The following is a 17,380-nucleotide window of genomic DNA, read 5'->3' on the forward strand; positions in this document are numbered from 1 at the left end:
ATGGCTAAAATACAGGAAATGACTCAACTTTCTCCCACTATGGAAGAAGGAACTATTGTTAAATGGATTAAAAAGGAAGGAGATTCCGTTTCTCCCGGTGAAGTGTTGGCCGAGGTGGAAACGGACAAAGCCGTTATGGAAATGGAAGCCTACGATTCGGGAGTCTTGTTAAAGATTTTGGAAACGGAAGGAGCCAAATTAAAAGTAGGACGCGCACTTGCCATTATCGGAAAACCGGGGGAAGACATCACTTCCCTCCTGGAAAAAGCAAAATCACAGAGTTCTTCTGTGCCTTCAACTGTAGCTGTAGCAAAAGAAACAACTAGCTCTAAAGAATCCAAATCGGAAGTAACCCCGGCTCCTCAGGTCAAAGAAGAAACAAAACCAGTCATTGAAATCAAAAGAGAAACTGTCTCGGAAACAAAATCAGTTTCCCCCGAAATCAGAGGCCAAGCAAGAGTACTAGCTTCCCCCCTTGCCAAGTCGATTGCAATTGAAAACGGAATCGATTTGCATTCCATCATCGGAACGGGACCGGAAGGTAGGATCACTAAAAAAGATGTATTGGATTCACTTGGCAACAAACAATCCTCAGGTGGTTTTGTGGCTTCGGGTTTTACCGCCGCAAAAGATGAATCCATCCCGATCGGAGGAATGAGAAAAACGATCGCCAAACGATTGAAAGAATCCAAACAAAATCTCCCTCACTTTTATTTGAATGTAGATGTGAATGCAAGCGAGCTTGAAAAATTCAGAGCTGCATTGAATGATTTTAAAGACAAAAACTTAGGCGATTCCTATCCCAAGGTCAGCGTAAATGATATCATCATCAAAGCGGTGGCAAGTAGTTTGAAACTTCACCCCAAAGTAAATGCCAGCTGGCAGGAAGATTCCATTTTGCAATACGGAAGGATAGATGTGGGAGTGGCCGTTTCTTTGGAAGGCGGGCTACTTACACCTGTTATTCGAAATACGGATTCTAAATCCATTTTTGCCATTTCAGGGGAAGTCAAAGATCTGGCGAAAAAAGCAAGAGATCGGAAATTAAAACCGGAAGAATTTTCCAATGGAACTTTCACCATTTCCAATCTGGGGATGTACGGAATCAGTCGTTTCACTGCTATCATCAATGAACCGGAAAGCGCCATCTTGGCTGTGGGTGGAATCGAGGACAAACCTGTGGTGCAAAACGGACAGGTGGTAGCCGGAAGAGTTTTATCCCTTATGATGTCTTGTGATCATAGAGTGATTGATGGAGCTGTGGGGGCCGAGTTTCTAAGAACTTTAAAATCGTTTTTGGAAAATCCAAGTCTACTCGGGGGATTTTAAATGTAAGGGATTTTGAAACACAAACCTGGCGACAGGATCGTCGCCGGTTGTGGTAAATTTTGAACGGTTCGGTCTCTTCCGATCAAGCTGCGAAAAAATCAGCGCTACGAATGTCAGTGATAGGGATACGAACTACACCTTCGGCAAGATTTCCGATGACTGTGTCATTTTCCATTTGGCGGTTTTTGTCTAGTTCGACAACTTTTCCGTCTTTGAGGTGCAAAACGATATCAATTCCTCTGTAGTGAATGTATCTTTCCAATGTGCTTTTAAATTTACCTGCTTTATCCATCCGATGTTTTTCCTTTTTATGTCTTGTAACTTACGCAAGGTATCGTACGGTTTTATGAATCCTTTAGAAATTTTTGTCTCAGTTTAGAAGTTTTTTTTGACATAAGCATTGAATTTGGAGAATTATGTCTCATGCAGAAGCCGAATGATCTATCCACTCCCACAGGTGTCCGAAAGGCCGCCCTCCTCCTACTTTCCTTGGGTGGAGACCAAGCTGCTGAAATCCTAAAACATCTAGACGATGCGATGCTCGAGTCAGTGATTCTGGAAATGTCCCGAATTCGGGCGATCTCCAAAGAAGAAAGGGAAAAAATTCTCACAGAATTTCATTCCACACTGACCGAACTCAAAGACGGAGCCAAAGGAGGACTTGCTACTGCAAAATCTCTTTTGGAAAAATCAGTCGGTTCGGAAAAGGCGAATGTAATCCTAAAAAAAATCAATAAAGAAGAAACTAAAAACGACTTTGAGTTTTTGAACGGAGTGGAACCAAGTGTTTTGCAATCCATGTTATCTTCCGAGTCTCCCCAAGTCATCGCCGTTACACTCTCCAATCTGGATCCGAAAAATGCTGCGGACGTATTGAAACTTTTTCCCAAGGCAGATCAGACAAAAATCGCGATGAGGCTTGCCACAACTTCCAAAACACATCCAGATGTGATTCAAAATATTGCACGAATCCTAAAGAAACGTTACGAAGAAAGGGACCAAAGGGAATATTCGGAAGCAGGTGGAGCACATGTACTCGCAAATATCCTCAATTATATGGAAAAAGGAATAGAGGACACCATCTTACAAGAATTAGACGAAAATTCTCCGGAAGTGGCAAGCCAGGTTCGGGAACAATTATATACTTTTGAAGATATTCTTCAATTGGATGCAAAGGAAATGAGAATACTAATCAACAAATTGGCGGATGATGAAGCGATTTCCCTTGCGATCCGAGGAGCAGGAGATGAAATACGATCCAAATTTCTGAAAAATATGTCTGCGAACAGAGCTTCCGACATACTTGATGCACTTGATTTAAAACCAAGAGTGACTCTCAGGGAAATCAACGAAGCCAGAAGCAAAATCGTACAAATTGCACGGGAATTGGAAGATGAAAATTTGATTTTGTTTAAGAAGGAAAAAGAGGAATACGTGGAATGAAATTCCTTTCCCGATTTGCCACATAACAGCTGGAGATGAGTGGAAATTTGTGAAAAAAAGATAGATCGTGGCGGAGTTGACGGGACTCGAACCCGCGACATCCTGCGTGACAGGCAGGCACTCTAACCAGCTGAGCTACAACTCCCCGATCCAGTAGCCATAGTATTTAAATTGGCCGGTGAGTCAAACTGAAATTGTATTGTTTTCTTGCTTATATACTGATTTTTTAAAACCTGGAATGTATAGAAATTATGCAGGTTGAAGGAAAAAAAGCTAAAGAATTATTTGAAGAACAGATCTTTACTGTTTCCAATTTTTTATCCGTTTCTCGTGTTCTGATGTTGCCTTTCTTTTTTTATACGACAGCAAAGTATGCAAAAGAACCGAAAAATCTGGATTATCTACTCTATTCCATTATTCTTTGTTTGGCGGCAGTCCTTTCCGATTACCTGGACGGGCTTTTTGCCAGACTACTCCACCAAGAAACAACTTTGGGAAGATATCTCGACCCGGTTTGCGATAAATTCGTAACTCTCGGAGGCCTGGGTGTGGCATCTTATTATTTTCGATTTCCCATCTGGATCGTAATCATCTATCTGATTCGGGAAGTGCTGGGAGTCTGGCTCGGAGGATTTTTATATCTGAAACGGGGACTCCAAGGCAGACCCAATTGGTGGGGTAAATTCGGAGTGGGAATTGTCGCCTTGTCCGTGTTATGGTATATGCTATTGCCTTATTTGCAAACCCTGGACTCGGTTCCTAGTTATTACCTCAAACCCGAATTATCCGCCTACTTGCTTTTGGTCGTTCTGATTTGCGGGATGATTGCCTATATCACCAGGTATTGGGATGTAGTGTTTCATCCGGAAAAACTAGTGATTGATCCGGAAAATAAAAAACAGGCCAAGAAATATAGAAAACTCTAAGCGTTCGATGTTCCTCGCTCTTTTTCGCGGAACGTCTCACTTGCGTTGGGAAGTTTTTAGAATATTATCCCCGCCCTATCGACATTGGGTGGGGTTAACCACCCGCCACCCAATGGCTCCTACCTATCATACCGCCTTTTTCTTGTAAAACGAAGTTACCTTTTTCCCAAATTTTATTTCAAAAAGTTCGCCTTTTTACCCGGTTAGCAACCGGGCAAAACCTACTTCACGATTTTAATAAGAAAAGCGGATTGATTCGTGCCTACATTGGTCTCTCCGTTCAGGTTTCCATCCGTATAACCTGTAACATAGACGGCGCCATCCGAATCCAATACAACACCGCTCCCGGTAGTGCTTTTCGTCGCGACACCGAGGAGCTTCGTCCATATGACATTTCCCAAAGAATCCAATTTCATAACGAACGCATCTTGGGTTCCCGATTTGGTCTGCCCGTTCAAATTTCCTGTCGTATAACCCGTCATATATAGGTTACCGGAACTATCAACAGTTACGGAATTGGAAGTGGTAGCGCCAGCAGACACTCCGTACAATCGGGTGAATTGTTTTACCATAGAGGAATTGTATTTGATAAGTACAGCGTCCAGCGTGCCGGTTCTCGCAACTGCATCCAAGTTTCCGAGTGTGGCTCCCGACAGATACGTATTGTCGGAAGAATCTATCGCAATCCCGTATCCGTTGGAATCGGAACCTGAAACGCCTGAACCTTGACATCCCACATAAGTCATGTTACTTGCATACTTGGCCAAGAGAATCGAATTTTGAGCATTGACAGTAGCGCAAACGGAAGTAGCTCTACTATATCCTGATATATAGATACTTCCTAGACTATCTACTTTTAGCGCAACTGCTTCCACATGTTGACTCGCACTGGCGGAAGAACTAGAAAGGACTGCTGTATTTGCCCAATTTCCGGAAGAATCATGTTTGAAGAAAAGTAGAGCTCCATCCGTCCAAGCCGTATTAGTTTGGGCATCCATACCAGGAGCATACAACCCCCCTGCGGCAAAAACATTGCCACTGCTATCTACGCCCGCTCCAACAATTACTCCATTGATAGATGAACTTCTAGATCGGGTCCAAATTCGATTTCCATTTTTATCATATTTCATAACCAAAGGAATCCTGAATCCTGCATTGGCAAGGTTGCCATCCACTGTGATAGAAACACCACTTGATTGCAAATCTGCATAAGTAGAAACAACCATATTTCCTAAACTATCGACCGCGATCTGTCCTGCGAAAATATTGATCTGAGCGGTGCCGAATCCCGTGAGGCGGGTCCAGGCACGTATTCCGTCTTCCGAATAACGGGAAACAAGTGCGGAAGACCATCCAGGTAGGCTTGAGTTAATCTCCCCGTCCAGGTTTCCTCCCCCCGTGCTCGTTCCTGAAATATATGCGCTCTTTGTGGTGGAATCGTATGCAATTCCATTGTTCGCAGATGTAGTATTCGATCCGCTTACACCGATTAACTTGGTCCATACGATATCTCCTGAAGCAAGTATTTGCAAAGGGAAATCATAGGAAGAACTTCCGTATGGATTGGAGGCGGTGATCGTATAATTAGTAGAAGGCATTCCTCCGGAAATGACAGGAACAGTTCCCGATATGTCCCCTGTAGTTTGATTGAATGTCAACCCGGAAGGCAAAGATCCGGAAAGTGTCCAGGAAGATACGTCGCCAGTATATACGGGAAGAAGTCGAACCGTTGCCGAAGGAATTAATTTCAATTGGGCGGAGGAGGAACCGAAACCGGTTATATGGGGAGGTGCGGTCGATTTCCCCGAACCGGAGGTGACGGAAAGACAGGGCCCGATTGTGAGTCCAAGCAAAGTGCGGAAAACAGATAACTCATGATAGGCTTGTGCATGAAAATCGCAAGGATTGTTCATTGCAGGGGATTTGCAAAATAAAATCGTGCTAAGGATAACAAATAATAGATGAAACCTAGTAATCATTTTTATCGAATCCCCGAAGTCAAAATGCTCTCAGTGGATAATTAGCGGTGATTTGCAGAAAAAAGGATACCAGAAAAAAATTATTTACATTATGAAAAACGCATCCAATGGGGAAACTTCCAGGATCTAGGAAATAAAAGCCGTCTCGATCGAAGAAAATATCAGCCTTGCGAGATGGATACGTAGGGCCTGGTCGCAAAATGTTTGCGACCGGAGCGTTAGCGGAGCCCGGAGTAGCCAGGTCCCCCTGACCCGGACGAATTTGTCACCAAACAAGTAACTAATGATGGTTTAAGCGGAGAGTTCGGGGACTCGCCCGAAAAATAGAAAGCGGGCGATTTGTCTCTTCGAAGGGAGACTCGCCCTCTTCTCTTAAAAGTAAGTGAGATGTTTCTCGCGGTGGCGGAGGCCAGGACGGCCGGAGCTCGTGCGTCGTAACAGGAGGTTACGCGCACAAGAGCGTGAAACATCGAACGAGTTACGGTTTTGCTCTTTCTCGGATATCCTGTCCTCGAAGCCTGCAAATCGTTCCCTATCGGCCACGATTTTTGGATCGCAAAACTGTTCGAGCCCCAAGTGTTTTTTAGTTAGCCAAAGTTAGATTATAATGTCGGGGATTTGTTTGCTCGAAGGGGGACTCGAACCCCCACACCTTGCGGCACTACCACCTCAAAGTAGCGTGTCTACCAATTCCACCATCCGAGCGAGATGATTTGTTTATCTGCCAGGTTAAGAAAAACCTCTCTTTCGTCAAGGAGATCAATTTTATCTTGTCACACCCCTTACCTCACCGTGTAAGGTTGAGAAGAGTCCCATGCAAGTATCAGATCTTACATTCCGATTGAAATTGTTCACCTTCGGATTTTTATCACCGCTTCTTATTTTATTAGGCTTATTTATTTCAGCGCCCTATTGGTTGAAAACTTCGGAGCCCTATCATAAATCCGATATTGCAGTTCTGGAAACCTCGCCACTGCCTTCTAAAAAATTTTTAAAGCAGATCGCATCCTTATACCAAAAACAGATCTTCACAAAACTGATATTAGTTGTTCGGGACGACGGGGACTCTTCTCTTTTAGGTTCCAAGGAAAGAGAGGATCGGATTTTGCTCCAATTGGTTTCCTTTCAACTTCCTCCCGGTTCCGTCCAGGTGATTAAAATTTCCTCGAACAAATTGGGAGATACGGATGAGGCGGCAAAAAATATTTTGAAATTGGTTGTATCGGACAATTTGAAATCCGTTCTGATTTTGGCACGGGAATTTGAAACCAAACGCATCCTGAAAACATACCAAAAAAACTTAGCTTCTCTACCTTTGCAAATTTCGGCCTATCCTTTTCCTTCCGAACTCACTGCAACGAATTGGTTTTTATCGGAACCGGGCTTTAGGGAAGTATCACTTGAATTTTTACGATATATCTATTCTATTTTTCGAGGGGTCATCTAAATGGATGATATAAAAGACACAAACGAGCTAGTCGGGCAACGCATTCAAAAAATCAAAGATTGGAAGGCAAAGGGAATCAATCCCTATCCGTTGCGCTTTTTTCCCGATTCTCATTCAAGCTCGCTCGTAAATTCCTTTCAGCCGGAGCCGGAAGGTTCCGAGAAAAAAAGTTTCAAATTAGGTGGGAGATTGCACGCAAAACGTGTGATGGGAAAAGCATCTTTCGCACATCTGAAAGATAAAGAAGGAACCATTCAACTCTACGCGACAAGAGACGATTTGGGTGAAGAGAATTATTCCCTTTTCAAATCCCTGGATCTGGGAGACTGGATCGGAGTGGAAGGTTGGCTCTTTCAAACCCAGAAAGGGGAAACAACACTTCATCTAACGTCTGTTCAATTGCTTGCAAAATGTATACGCCCTCTTCCCGTTGTAAAGGAAAAAGACGGAGTGATCTATGATGCTTTCTCGGATGTGGAACAACGTTACAGAATGCGCTATGTGGATCTTGTAGTAAATGATTCCGTCAGAGAAACATTCAAGATGCGTTCCAGAATCGTATCCGAAATTAGAAAGTTTTTAACCAACGAAGGATTTTTAGAAGTAGAAACTCCCATGATGCAATCGATTGCGGGAGGTGCGGCGGCAAAACCGTTTGTCACTCATCACAATACTTTGGATATGGATTTGTTTCTCAGAATCGCACCCGAATTGTATCTCAAACGATTGATCGTGGGAGGACTCGACCGTGTATTCGAGCTCAATAGAAACTTCAGAAATGAAGGGATTTCCACAAAACACAATCCTGAATTCACAATGATGGAAGCCTATATGGCGTTCGGTGATATGGAATCGATGCTGAAACTCACGGAAAACATGATCGTATCCGTTGCGGAGTCCATCGGCAAAGGTTTGAAATTCGCTTATGGCAAAGAGATGATCGATATCACCCCCCCATGGAAACGGGTGCGTTATGTGGATATCATAAATGAATATTCGGGAATTGATTTCAGCAAAGTAACAAGCCTTGCCGAAGCAAAGGAAAAAGCGAAAGCGGTAAAAGTGGATGCGGACGACTCGGTATCCATTTGGAAAGTATGCGACGAAGTTTTCAGTGCGCTTGTGGAACCGAATTTGATTCAACCGATCTTCATCACTGATTTTCCGAAAGAACTATCCCCTCTCGCCAAATCCAGGGAAGACGATCCGCGTTATGTGGAACGATTCGAGCCTTATGTGGCAGGCAGGGAAATCGGAAATGCCTTTACTGAGTTAAACGATCCTTTCGACCAACGGGAAAGATTCGAAGAACAGGTAAAACAAAGAGAAGCCGGAGACGATGAGGCATTTATGATGGACGAAGATTATATTCGTGCTTTGGAGTTCGGTCTGCCACCTACGGGAGGTTTGGGAATCGGAATCGATCGTTTGGTGATGTTACTCACAGACTCTCATTCCATTCGGGATACGATTTTATTTCCTTTGATGAGACCTGAGTAAAAGCCGGAATGAAAGTCCGTTCCTGTCCGAAGCAAATTCGGACAGGACGGATTTGCAATTGGAGAATTATTTTTTCTGAATTACCATTTTTTGTTCCGATTCCAAAAGTCTTTGCAATCGAATGAGTCCTTCTTTCAAATAAGTTCCTTGTGAGCCGGTCAAAGTGTAATTTTCCGTTTTTGCACGATTCGTATAACTTACAACAAACGATTTTCCCGCAGTAATTGCATTCAAAACTTCAGGTTCCAGAAGTGAGCTCACGACGATCGTATTGGAATAATCCGTTGAGGATTTTTTCAAATTGAACCAAGTATCGCCGATTTTCAAAGAAGTTCCCAAAGCCAGATCCACGTCGAAACTACCGATTTCATAACGAAGGTAATACTGAGTGACTCCCGAATTATTGTCCTTTTCGCCTTTCAATTTAATACAAGGTCTGCCGGAAAAAAAATAGAGTCTGCTACCGATGCAGATTTCTTCGGATTCCGCAGTGATCTGTTCCAAACTGGGTTCGTGTTGGATTACAAAGGACCTGGACCCGGAGCAGCCGGCGAGACTGAATGCGACTAAACCAATGATTAAAACGAGGAACCGGACTTTCTTGTCATTTCTTTCCATATCATTTTCAGGTTTTTCGAGATGCAAGGTTTCGCAAAGAAAAAAATCCTGTTCTTATATGATATCTTATCCCAAGGGAAAAATAAAAGTCCTTTTACTCGAAAATATTCATAAAGATGCCTACGAACTCTTTAAAAAAGACGGGTTCGATGTTACATTGGAAAAAGACGCTTTGGACGAAGACGATTTGGCGAAACGTATCGGCGAGATCCACATTCTCGGAATTCGCAGCAAAACTAACGTTACACCTAAAGTTTTGGCGAATGCACGCCGCCTTCTCAGCATCGGTTGTTTCTGCATCGGAACAAACCAGGTCGATTTGGAAGGTGCTGAAAAAATAGCAGTGCCTGTATTCAATGCACCTTATAGCAACACAAGATCCGTCGCAGAACTAGTGATAGCCGAAATTATCATGCTTGCACGAAAGGCTACCGATCAATCGAGAGACGTTCATTTGGGAAAATGGAATAAAATCGCAAAAGGTTGTTTTGAAGTCAGAGGAAAAACTTTAGGTATCGTAGGTTACGGCCATATAGGATCCCAAGTTTCCGTACTAGCGGAATCCATGGGTATGAAAGTGATTTTCTTCGATGTTATCGCCAAACTTCCATTAGGAAACGCAAGCCCCGTAGCAACCTACGAAGAATTATTGCAACAATCCGATTTCATCACCTTTCATGTGCCGGAAACGGAAGAAACGGAAAATCTTTTCAACAAAGCACACCTGGCTCATATCAAACCGAACTCTTACCTACTCAACCTTTCCCGGGGAAAAGTAGTCAATATCGAAGCATTGGCGGAAGGTTTAAAATCAGGAAGGATCGCAGGCGCGGGAATCGACGTATATCCGGAAGAACCTAAATCCAATGATGATCCTTTCAAAAGTCCTTTGCAAGGTTTGAATAATGTGATCTTAACTCCTCACGTAGGAGGCTCTACGGAAGAAGCGCAAAAAAATATAGGGACGGAAGTGGCTCAAAAGTTGCTTAAATTCATCAATAACGGTTCCACCACTTTCTCGGTAAATTTTCCCAATATCGAACTTGGAAATTTAAAACCGGGATTTCATCGAATTCTGAACATTCATAAAAACCAACCGGGTTTCCTAAGGGACATCAACTCCATCATTTCGGAAATGGGAGGAAATATCCTGAGTCAACACCTCAGCACTTCCACTAACATAGGTTATTTATCCATGGAGATAGATCGGAATTTGGGAGATGAATTGAAAAACAAAATCAAAGCGCACCAACATTCCATACGAACAAGGATTCTCTATTTGGATTAGATATGCTGTCTGTTCTACAGCTATATTCCGCTTCTCCTTTACGGAATTTTTCGTATCTGATTTATTCGGATCGTAACGGAGAAGCGGTTTGCATTGATCCCTACGATGCAAAACAAATCATCACCGCTTTAAAAAAACACGGACTGAAACTCAAATCCATTCTGAATACGCATGAACATCCCGATCATGTTCATGGGAACCTGGAACTCAAGGAAGAAACAAAGGCAAACGTCTTCGGCCATCCCGATGCCCGAGGCAAAATTCCGGGCATGGACGAAACACTGAAAGAATCGGGAGTTTATTTTGAAAACGAAGGGGACTCACTCGTTGCTTGGGAAACACCGGGACATACCGATTGCCATTTTTGTTTTGCAATACAATCCCGAACACGCATCCATTCCGTATTCAGCGGAGATATGATTTTCAATGCAGGTGTGGGAAATTGCACAAGAGGTGGAAATCCTTCCCGAATGTATCATACTGTTAAAAATAGATTTTATTCCATCCCCGATGAAGTACTACTTTATCCCGGACATGATTACTGGGAGAACAACTTGGGTTTTTCCGAATCCATAGAACCGAAAAACAATAACATAACGAAAGTTCGTTCCATGATGCAAACAAAGAGAAAAGATGTCGAATTTTTAATTTCCGATTTCGGAATGGAAAGAAAAATCAATCCATTCTTCCGGTTGAAGGAAAACTCTATTCTTAATTCAGCGAAACTCTCTCCGGCCGAAACTCTTTCCGAAGAGGAACTTTTTATCAAACTGCGCAAACTCAGAGACTCTTGGTAGGCTGAGATCGGTCGACTCCAAAACCCCAAAGGGCAAAAAGGCGAACCTTTCGAAATAAAATTTCGAAAATCCGTAACTTCGTTTTACAAGAGAAAGGTGGTGTGATAAAGAGGATGCATTGGGTGGCGGGTCTAGTTCCCCACCCAAATCGGGCGGGGAAAAATAAATCCCATCTCCCCCTCCCCTCGCAAATCTTTCTTTACTTGACTTTCGCTTTTTATTTTTAAAATATACACTAAAAATCCAAGGGGCATTATGACCATTCCGTATGTATGTATTCTATTTTCTCTTTTGCTTATCTATATAAATAAGATCCCAGTCAGTTTGGCCATGGCAAAAGAAGAAGGTGGGGCCGACAATCATTACCCGAGAGACCAACAAGCCCGCCTAACAGGAATCGGTAAACGAGCCTTAGCTGCCCATCAGAATTCTATCGAAGCGTTCCCTATATTTGCGATAGGAGTTTTCGTTTCCAGCATCAATCATGCAAACCAATCCTTAATGACTTACATCTCCGTTGCATTCGTTCTGGCAAGGATCGCATACTCGGTCTTTTATCTGACAGATCTGGCCCGGTTCCGATCTATAGTCTGGACCTTCGGACTTATTTTATCCGTATCCCTTTACCTTCTTCCCTTTTATTCTTAGAGGACAAAACCATCAAATCCGCATCCGTATATTTATTCCTTTTTTCCCTTATATTTTCTTTTTCCTGTCGATTGAATGCGGAAGATCAAAAGGAATCTTCTTCTTTCGAAAAGAAAGAGAGAAACAACCAAAAGACGAAAACCGAAATCAGCGACTATCCGACTGCCAAAAAAGTTCTGAAACGAATCTATAGAAAAGTCGGGGTCGATTTTTATTGCGGCTGCAGATTTGACGATGATGAAGAATTGACCGGTCGATTCAGAATTGATAGTTCCTGCGGATTGAGTGCAAGAACGGCAAGTCCCCGTGCATTACTCATCGAATGGGAACACATCGTCCCAGCTTATTCCTTCGGAAAAGATAGAGAATGTTGGACGAGAAAAGATTGTGAATTCGACGGCAGAAAGATCAGAGGGCGCAAATGCTGCGAAAAAACAGACTCTGAATTCAAATTGATCGAAGCCGATCTTCATAACCTTGTCCCTGTTCCGGGGGAAATCAATAATGATCGTGCTCATTATTTTTTTGGAGAAATAGAAGGAGAAAAAAGAGAATACGGAACTTGTGATTTTGAAGTGGATTTCAAAAATCAAATAGCGGAACCACGAGAGGAAATTCGAGGGGATATAGCCCGAATCTTTTTTTATATGGAAAAACAATGGAATATCCCCATTCCATCCGATAAACGAATGCTATACGAAAAATGGAATAGACTCGATCCGCCCAGTACTTTTGAAATCCGAAAAAACGATTTGATTGAAAAGTCGCAAGGCAGAAGAAATCCGTTTATTGATTGAAGATTTTTTTCGTTTCTTCTTCAAAAAACTGAACCAACCCTTTTACCTTTCGGGAAGGTACCCGACTTATAGGTGTTAACAGCCAAACATCACCGAAATTTTCCAAAGGATGATTCGCTAAAATTTGTACAAGCTCACCCCGATGGATGTATTCTTGAAAATCCCAAATAGAACGAATCAGGAGAGCCTTACCTGAAAGTCCTTGTTTGATAAGACTTGCCGCATCATTGCAAACAAATCGACGATTGTTTTTTAACTCACTTAAGGAAAGTTTTGTGCTTAAAAAAGAAACTTCCTCATGCATATCCAGAAACAAGAGATTATGTTGAAATAAATCTTCCGGTCTTTCCGGCTTCGGATGAGTTCGCAAATAGGAAGGAGCTGCCGCGATTGCAATCTCATTTGTGAATAGTCTTTTCGCACTCAAAGATGCAGCGGGATTTTTTCCAATCCGGATCGCAATGTCTATATTCTCTTCCACCAAATCCAAAAGACTGTCCGTAACAATCAATTGAATCGTAATTTTCGGATAAAGATCCTGGAAACGTCCCAGAGTTTCCGCAACAAAACGGTTTGCAAGAGCAGCCGCGCAAGTAATCCGAAGATTTCCTTCCATCTCTTCCGATCCGGCGAAACTTGCTTCCAAATCCTTCACAGAATCCAATACGGTTTGCACGTTTCTGTAAATGGAATTTCCTTCGTCCGTCGGCATTACGATCCGAGTGCTTCTTCGGAAAAGCTGGGTTTTCCATTCCAATTCCAAAGAGGCAATTCGTTTGGCTACAGCCGCTTTAGTTACGCCTAATCTTTCCGCTGCCTTGGTAAAGCTTCTCTCTTCAAAAACATAAGAAAAAGCAAATAGGTCTTCTATATCTCTGATTTTCATAAGGTTTCATTTTATATTGTATACTATTAATATACAATATGTCAACTAAACACATGATAGTATATTTTAAATTTACAAAATTGAACCCATTGCTCATAGGGTAAAATATGAACATACAAGAAATCAACGGATTACAAATCGCAAGTCTCTTGATGAGACTTGCCATAGGGGCAAATCTTCTGGCACATGGACTCGTCCGGGTGGGGAGCAAATACGAAAGTTTTCAAATTTGGATTAACAATTTGTTCGCTTCGAGTATTTTACCCGGAGTAATCGTAAAACCTATGGGTTACCTGATCCCTCCCTTGGAACTTGCATTAGGTGTTACTTTACTGCTGGGATTTCAAATCAAGTGGAGTTTAACGATTGCAAGTTTACTTATGTGCAGTTTGATTTTCGGAATGTGCCTTCTGGAAAAATGGGAGATCGTAGGAATACAAATGATTTATATGATTTGTTATTTTCTATTATTAACCAATCTTTCCCATCAGATATTTTCCTTGGACAATCTTTTCGGAGGAAATAAATGAATTCCATCGCAGCCGTATTCGATCCGCTTCAAAACAAAACGATATTTCAAAAAATAAACAACCGGGAAGAAGTTCTCGGTGAACATGATGTGCGAGTCGAGGTAAAAGCCATCTCGGTCAATCCGGTGGATTATAAAGTAAAATCTTCCTTATCCGCTACCAACCCCGGTCCTAAAGTCCTGGGTTGGGATGTAAGCGGAACCGTAGTTGAATTGGGTTCGCAGGTCAAAACCTTACACAAAGGAATGGAAGTATATTATGCGGGCGCAATCCAACGTCCCGGTGGAAATTCGAAGTTTCATATTGTGGATGAGTTTTTAGTTTCGGAAAAACCGAAAACACTTTCCTACAAAGAAGCCGCCGCACTTCCATTAACAACGATTACATCTTATGAAGCGATCTTTCATAAATTGAAATTGGATAGAACCTTGGAAAAAAACGTTCTAATCGTCGGCGGTGCGGGTGGTGTCGGATCCATCGCGATTCAAATTTTAAAACAAATGACAAGGGCAAAAGTCATCGTTACTGCGGGTAGAAAAGAGTCCGCTGATTGGGTCAAATCTCTCGGTGCAGATACAATTATAGATTATAAAAAAGATTTTTCGGAACAGTTGAAGGAAAAAGGCATAGAGGGAGCTCACGAGATTCTTTGCTTCAATGATACGGATATGCATTATTCCAATATGGCAAAGGCAATACTCCCCTTCGGAAATATTTGTTCCATTGTTGAGACAAAACAACCTTTGGATTTGAACCTTCTCAAACAAAAAAGCGCGGGTTTTCTCAATGAGTTTATGTTTACCCGATCTTTATTTCAAACAGCGGACAGAATGGAACAACAAAAGTTACTGACGGAAGTCGGGTCTTTGGTCGACAAAGGTAAAATCAAATCCACTCAAACAATCGATTTGGGAGATATGACGGAAGAGAATCTGGAAAAAGCACACAAACTTTTGTTAGAAGGTAATGTAATAGGTAAGATCGTTTTAGGCGGACTGAAATAAAAAAGGAGTAAGGAAAATGGATTTAGGTTTAAAAGACAAAAAAATTTTGATTACGGGTTCAACAAAGGGAATCGGATTCAAGATCGCAGAAGGGTTCGCCAAAGAAGGAAGTATCGTTTACATCAACGGTAGAACGAAAGAAGCCGTGGACAAAGCGATCAAAGAATTAAAACAATCCGTTTCAAACGGAACATTTCTGGAAGCCGTGGGAAATGTATCGACCGAGGAAGGTATTTCCAAATTACATAAAACGATCGGTGAAGTGGATGTACTCATCAATAATGCAGGTTACTTCGAACCGAAATCTTTCTTTGAAATCACAAGAGAGGATTGGTCACAAATGTATGAAACCAATGTGCTTAGCGGAGCTAGACTGACCCAAATTTATCTGAAAGGAATGATAAAAAGAAATTGGGGAAGAGTGATTTTTGTCTCCAGCGAATCTGCGATCAACATTCCGGTAGAAATGGTGCATTATGGAATGAGCAAAACAGCTCAACTTTCCATAGCAAGAGGAAGTGCTGAACTTTGCAAAGGAACCAATGTGACAGTAAATTCAATCCTTCCCGGGCCGACACTTTCCGAAGGAGTGGAAGAATTTATTCATAGTTTGGCGGTAAGCTCAGGTAAGTCGGACAAAGACATGGCAAATGATTTTATCAAAGAAAACCGCCCTTCTTCCATCAATCAAAGATTTGCAAAACCGGAAGAGGTTGCGGATGTTGCAGTTTTTATTGCTAGTGAAAAGGCATCTATGATCAACGGATCAGCCGTTCGGGTCGACGGAGGAGTCATTAAGTCGATTTAGCCCAAATAGCAAATTTGAAAAACTTACAATAAACAAAATCCTCTTTGTTTATTGTAAGACGGCGTGGATCGCAAGACCTAAGTAGTTCCCCACACCATATCCGATAAGGCCCGTAAGGATTCCGGAAAGTAAAATTCCTTCCTTTCCTTCAATCGCTTGGGTCACCGGAGGAACGAACGCAGGGCCGTAAATACTGGAAACAGAAGTAATTATCCAAGTATCCGTAGGTATCTTAAATAAGATTCCCAAAAGCAAATGAATCAGAATGGCACCAAACATTGTAATTGCGACAAATAAAATCACACCCGGTGCGTCAGTCACCAAACTTCTAAAATCGGCAAGTGCCCCCACTGCAACGGAAAAAATCAGGATCAAATAACTGCCGAACGGAAACGTTCGAAGCGACCGGATTTTTTTCACGAAAGAAATTCCTATCCCCCAACTGGTAATTCCAAGTAAAATAATGGGGGCGTGCAATTTCCCGACAAGAAGAATGGATACCCCTACGGAAATACCGAATCCGATGGCAGACAAAACAAATCCGATTAAAAATCTCTGAACAGATCCTTTTAAACTGTTTTCTTCCTTGGAAGGTTCAGGCGTTGTCGCATGTGAGCCTTCCGTCTCAGGCTCCGGTTTCAGAAACTGGGAAAAAAATCTTTTGGAAAAACTGAGTAAAAAAACAAGATAGGTTCCACCAACTAACACATCTACTGTGTTTACAAGTACGATTGTGGATCTGTTCGTATCCAAGGCATGCCCCAGAGCATTTAGATTCGGAGTGCCTCCGGTGTACAATCCTGCCAGCATCCCTGCGATTTTATCGGACTCAGGGTGCAAGTAACCCAAAAAGCGGGCAACCAGTAAGGTGGAAATGGCGACAGCGAGCGAAGAAAGTGCGAAAGAGATAAGCGCCGTTTTCGTATTTTTAATTCCATATAAAAAATCGGTTGAGGCAAGTAGTAGAGGAATAGCGAGTGGAATGGAAAGATCGGCTACAAGTTCAGGAATCTTTCCGGGCCAAAAACCCGATGGAAAAATATTGCCGATCAAAATTCCAGCCGCATAACAAAGGATTACCGGTCCGAGTATTTTAAAAAAACGATAACGATTTGCAAGTAAATAAGCAATTTTCGGGAAACCGACTAGCGCGAGCAAGATGATCAAAATTTTAATAGAACTAAAAACGACTTCCATGTTTTGCCTCGGGAAAAGAATCTAAAATTAGAATTTCCGGAAATCACTCGTAAATTCTAACTGAAAAGATCTTAATTCTGCTATTTTTTGAAATATAATCTGAATTTACCAGATAAAATCCGTTTTATTAGATATTTTTCCACCAAAACGACGAAATTTACATAAAAATGGATTCCTTCGGAA

The 17,380-nt window shown here is 42.1% G+C and carries 17 protein-coding genes and 2 tRNA genes; 12 read left to right on the forward strand and 7 right to left on the reverse strand.

Going from position 1 to position 17,380, the window contains the following annotated elements; genetic code table 11:
• Window positions 1–1,329, forward strand: coding sequence for a pyruvate dehydrogenase complex dihydrolipoamide acetyltransferase (locus DI077_RS09955; RefSeq protein ID WP_109019529.1), 1,329 nt, complete (start codon window positions 1–3; stop codon window positions 1,327–1,329).
• Window positions 1,330–1,411: 82 nt separating this feature from the next.
• Here the strand turns inward: DI077_RS09955 and DI077_RS09960 are convergent, their stop codons facing one another.
• Window positions 1,412–1,621 carry a hypothetical protein gene (locus DI077_RS09960; RefSeq protein WP_109019528.1) on the reverse strand — a complete coding sequence of 70 codons (210 nt, stop codon included), beginning with the start codon at window positions 1,619–1,621 and terminating at the stop codon, window positions 1,412–1,414.
• Between the two features lie 131 nt (window positions 1,622–1,752).
• Here DI077_RS09960 and fliG point away from each other — a divergent pair, with 131 nt between their 5' ends.
• Window positions 1,753–2,772, forward strand: coding sequence for a flagellar motor switch protein FliG (fliG, locus tag DI077_RS09965; RefSeq protein ID WP_109019527.1), 1,020 nt, complete (start codon window positions 1,753–1,755; stop codon window positions 2,770–2,772).
• Window positions 2,773–2,840: 68 nt separating this feature from the next.
• Here fliG and DI077_RS09970 read toward each other — a convergent pair.
• A tRNA-Asp gene (locus DI077_RS09970) sits at window positions 2,841–2,917 on the reverse strand.
• A 106-nt stretch (window positions 2,918–3,023) separates the two neighbouring features.
• On the opposite strand from DI077_RS09970, the gene DI077_RS09975 reads away from it, so the two are divergent.
• Complete coding sequence (locus DI077_RS09975; RefSeq protein WP_109019526.1) at window positions 3,024–3,698, forward strand: CDP-alcohol phosphatidyltransferase family protein; 675 nt, start codon at window positions 3,024–3,026, stop codon at window positions 3,696–3,698.
• Window positions 3,699–3,919: 221 nt separating this feature from the next.
• On the opposite strand, the gene DI077_RS09980 is transcribed toward DI077_RS09975, so the two are convergent.
• Window positions 3,920–5,677, reverse strand: a complete 1,758-nt coding sequence (locus DI077_RS09980; RefSeq protein ID WP_109019525.1) for an SBBP repeat-containing protein — start codon at window positions 5,675–5,677, stop codon at window positions 3,920–3,922.
• Between the two features lie 623 nt (window positions 5,678–6,300).
• A tRNA-Leu gene (locus DI077_RS09985) sits at window positions 6,301–6,382 on the reverse strand.
• A 109-nt stretch (window positions 6,383–6,491) separates the two neighbouring features.
• Between DI077_RS09985 and DI077_RS09990 the strand changes: the two genes are divergently transcribed.
• Together DI077_RS09990 and lysS are read left to right on the forward strand one after the other, a co-directional pair.
• Entirely contained in the window at window positions 6,492–7,124 is a 633-nt protein-coding gene (locus DI077_RS09990) for a hypothetical protein (protein ID WP_109019524.1), read from the forward strand.
• Between the two features lie 9 nt (window positions 7,125–7,133).
• On the forward strand, window positions 7,134–8,624 hold the full coding sequence (gene lysS, locus DI077_RS09995; protein ID WP_174705623.1) for a lysine--tRNA ligase: 1,491 nt from the start codon (window positions 7,134–7,136) through the stop codon (window positions 8,622–8,624).
• A gap of 66 nt (window positions 8,625–8,690) precedes the next feature.
• Here lysS and DI077_RS10000 read toward each other — a convergent pair whose 3' ends face one another.
• Window positions 8,691–9,242 (reverse strand): hypothetical protein, encoded by a 552-nt coding sequence (locus tag DI077_RS10000; protein ID WP_109019522.1) that lies wholly within the window; start codon window positions 9,240–9,242, stop codon window positions 8,691–8,693.
• A gap of 58 nt (window positions 9,243–9,300) precedes the next feature.
• On the opposite strand from DI077_RS10000, the gene serA reads away from it, so the two are divergent.
• The 4 genes from serA to DI077_RS10020 all read left to right on the forward strand — a co-directional run bounded on the left by serA (window position 9,301) and on the right by DI077_RS10020 (window position 12,772).
• Entirely contained in the window at window positions 9,301–10,530 is a 1,230-nt protein-coding gene (gene serA / locus DI077_RS10005) for a phosphoglycerate dehydrogenase (RefSeq protein WP_109019594.1), read from the forward strand.
• A 2-nt stretch (window positions 10,531–10,532) separates the two neighbouring features.
• A complete protein-coding gene (locus DI077_RS10010) occupies window positions 10,533–11,327 on the forward strand; it encodes a hydroxyacylglutathione hydrolase (protein ID WP_109019521.1) in 795 nt (264 codons plus the stop codon).
• Between the two features lie 255 nt (window positions 11,328–11,582).
• Window positions 11,583–11,975: an MAPEG family protein gene (locus DI077_RS10015; protein ID WP_109019520.1), complete on the forward strand. Its 393-nt coding sequence runs from the start codon at window positions 11,583–11,585 to the stop codon at window positions 11,973–11,975.
• Between the two features lie 71 nt (window positions 11,976–12,046).
• Window positions 12,047–12,772 carry an endonuclease gene (locus DI077_RS10020; protein ID WP_242935160.1) on the forward strand — a complete coding sequence of 242 codons (726 nt, stop codon included), beginning with the start codon at window positions 12,047–12,049 and terminating at the stop codon, window positions 12,770–12,772.
• Here DI077_RS10020 and DI077_RS10025 read toward each other — a convergent pair.
• Window positions 12,762–13,658: a LysR family transcriptional regulator gene (locus DI077_RS10025; protein WP_109019518.1), complete on the reverse strand. Its 897-nt coding sequence runs from the start codon at window positions 13,656–13,658 to the stop codon at window positions 12,762–12,764. The two genes, DI077_RS10020 and DI077_RS10025, sit on opposite strands and share 11 nt — an antisense overlap.
• 107 nt (window positions 13,659–13,765) lie before the next feature.
• Here DI077_RS10025 and DI077_RS10030 point away from each other — a divergent pair, with 107 nt between their 5' ends.
• Genes DI077_RS10030 through DI077_RS10040 form a run of 3 tightly spaced genes read left to right on the forward strand, consistent with a single transcriptional unit; the run spans window position 13,766 to window position 16,000 of the window.
• Window positions 13,766–14,188 carry a MauE/DoxX family redox-associated membrane protein gene (locus DI077_RS10030; RefSeq protein ID WP_109019517.1) on the forward strand — a complete coding sequence of 141 codons (423 nt, stop codon included), beginning with the start codon at window positions 13,766–13,768 and terminating at the stop codon, window positions 14,186–14,188.
• Window positions 14,185–15,192, forward strand: a complete 1,008-nt coding sequence (locus DI077_RS10035; protein WP_109019516.1) for a zinc-binding alcohol dehydrogenase family protein — start codon at window positions 14,185–14,187, stop codon at window positions 15,190–15,192. Before DI077_RS10030 ends, DI077_RS10035 begins: the two co-directional genes overlap by 4 nt.
• Before the next feature lie 16 nt (window positions 15,193–15,208).
• Entirely contained in the window at window positions 15,209–16,000 is a 792-nt protein-coding gene (locus DI077_RS10040; RefSeq protein ID WP_109019515.1) for an SDR family NAD(P)-dependent oxidoreductase, read from the forward strand.
• A 48-nt stretch (window positions 16,001–16,048) separates the two neighbouring features.
• Here DI077_RS10040 and DI077_RS10045 read toward each other — a convergent pair whose 3' ends face one another.
• Window positions 16,049–17,197, reverse strand: coding sequence for a DUF819 family protein (locus tag DI077_RS10045; protein WP_109019514.1), 1,149 nt, complete (start codon window positions 17,195–17,197; stop codon window positions 16,049–16,051).
• Window positions 17,198–17,380: the final 183 nt, after the last annotated feature.

It is taken from the genome of Leptospira kobayashii (assembly GCF_003114835.2).
Lineage (GTDB): Bacteria > Spirochaetota > Leptospiria > Leptospirales > Leptospiraceae > Leptospira_A > Leptospira_A kobayashii.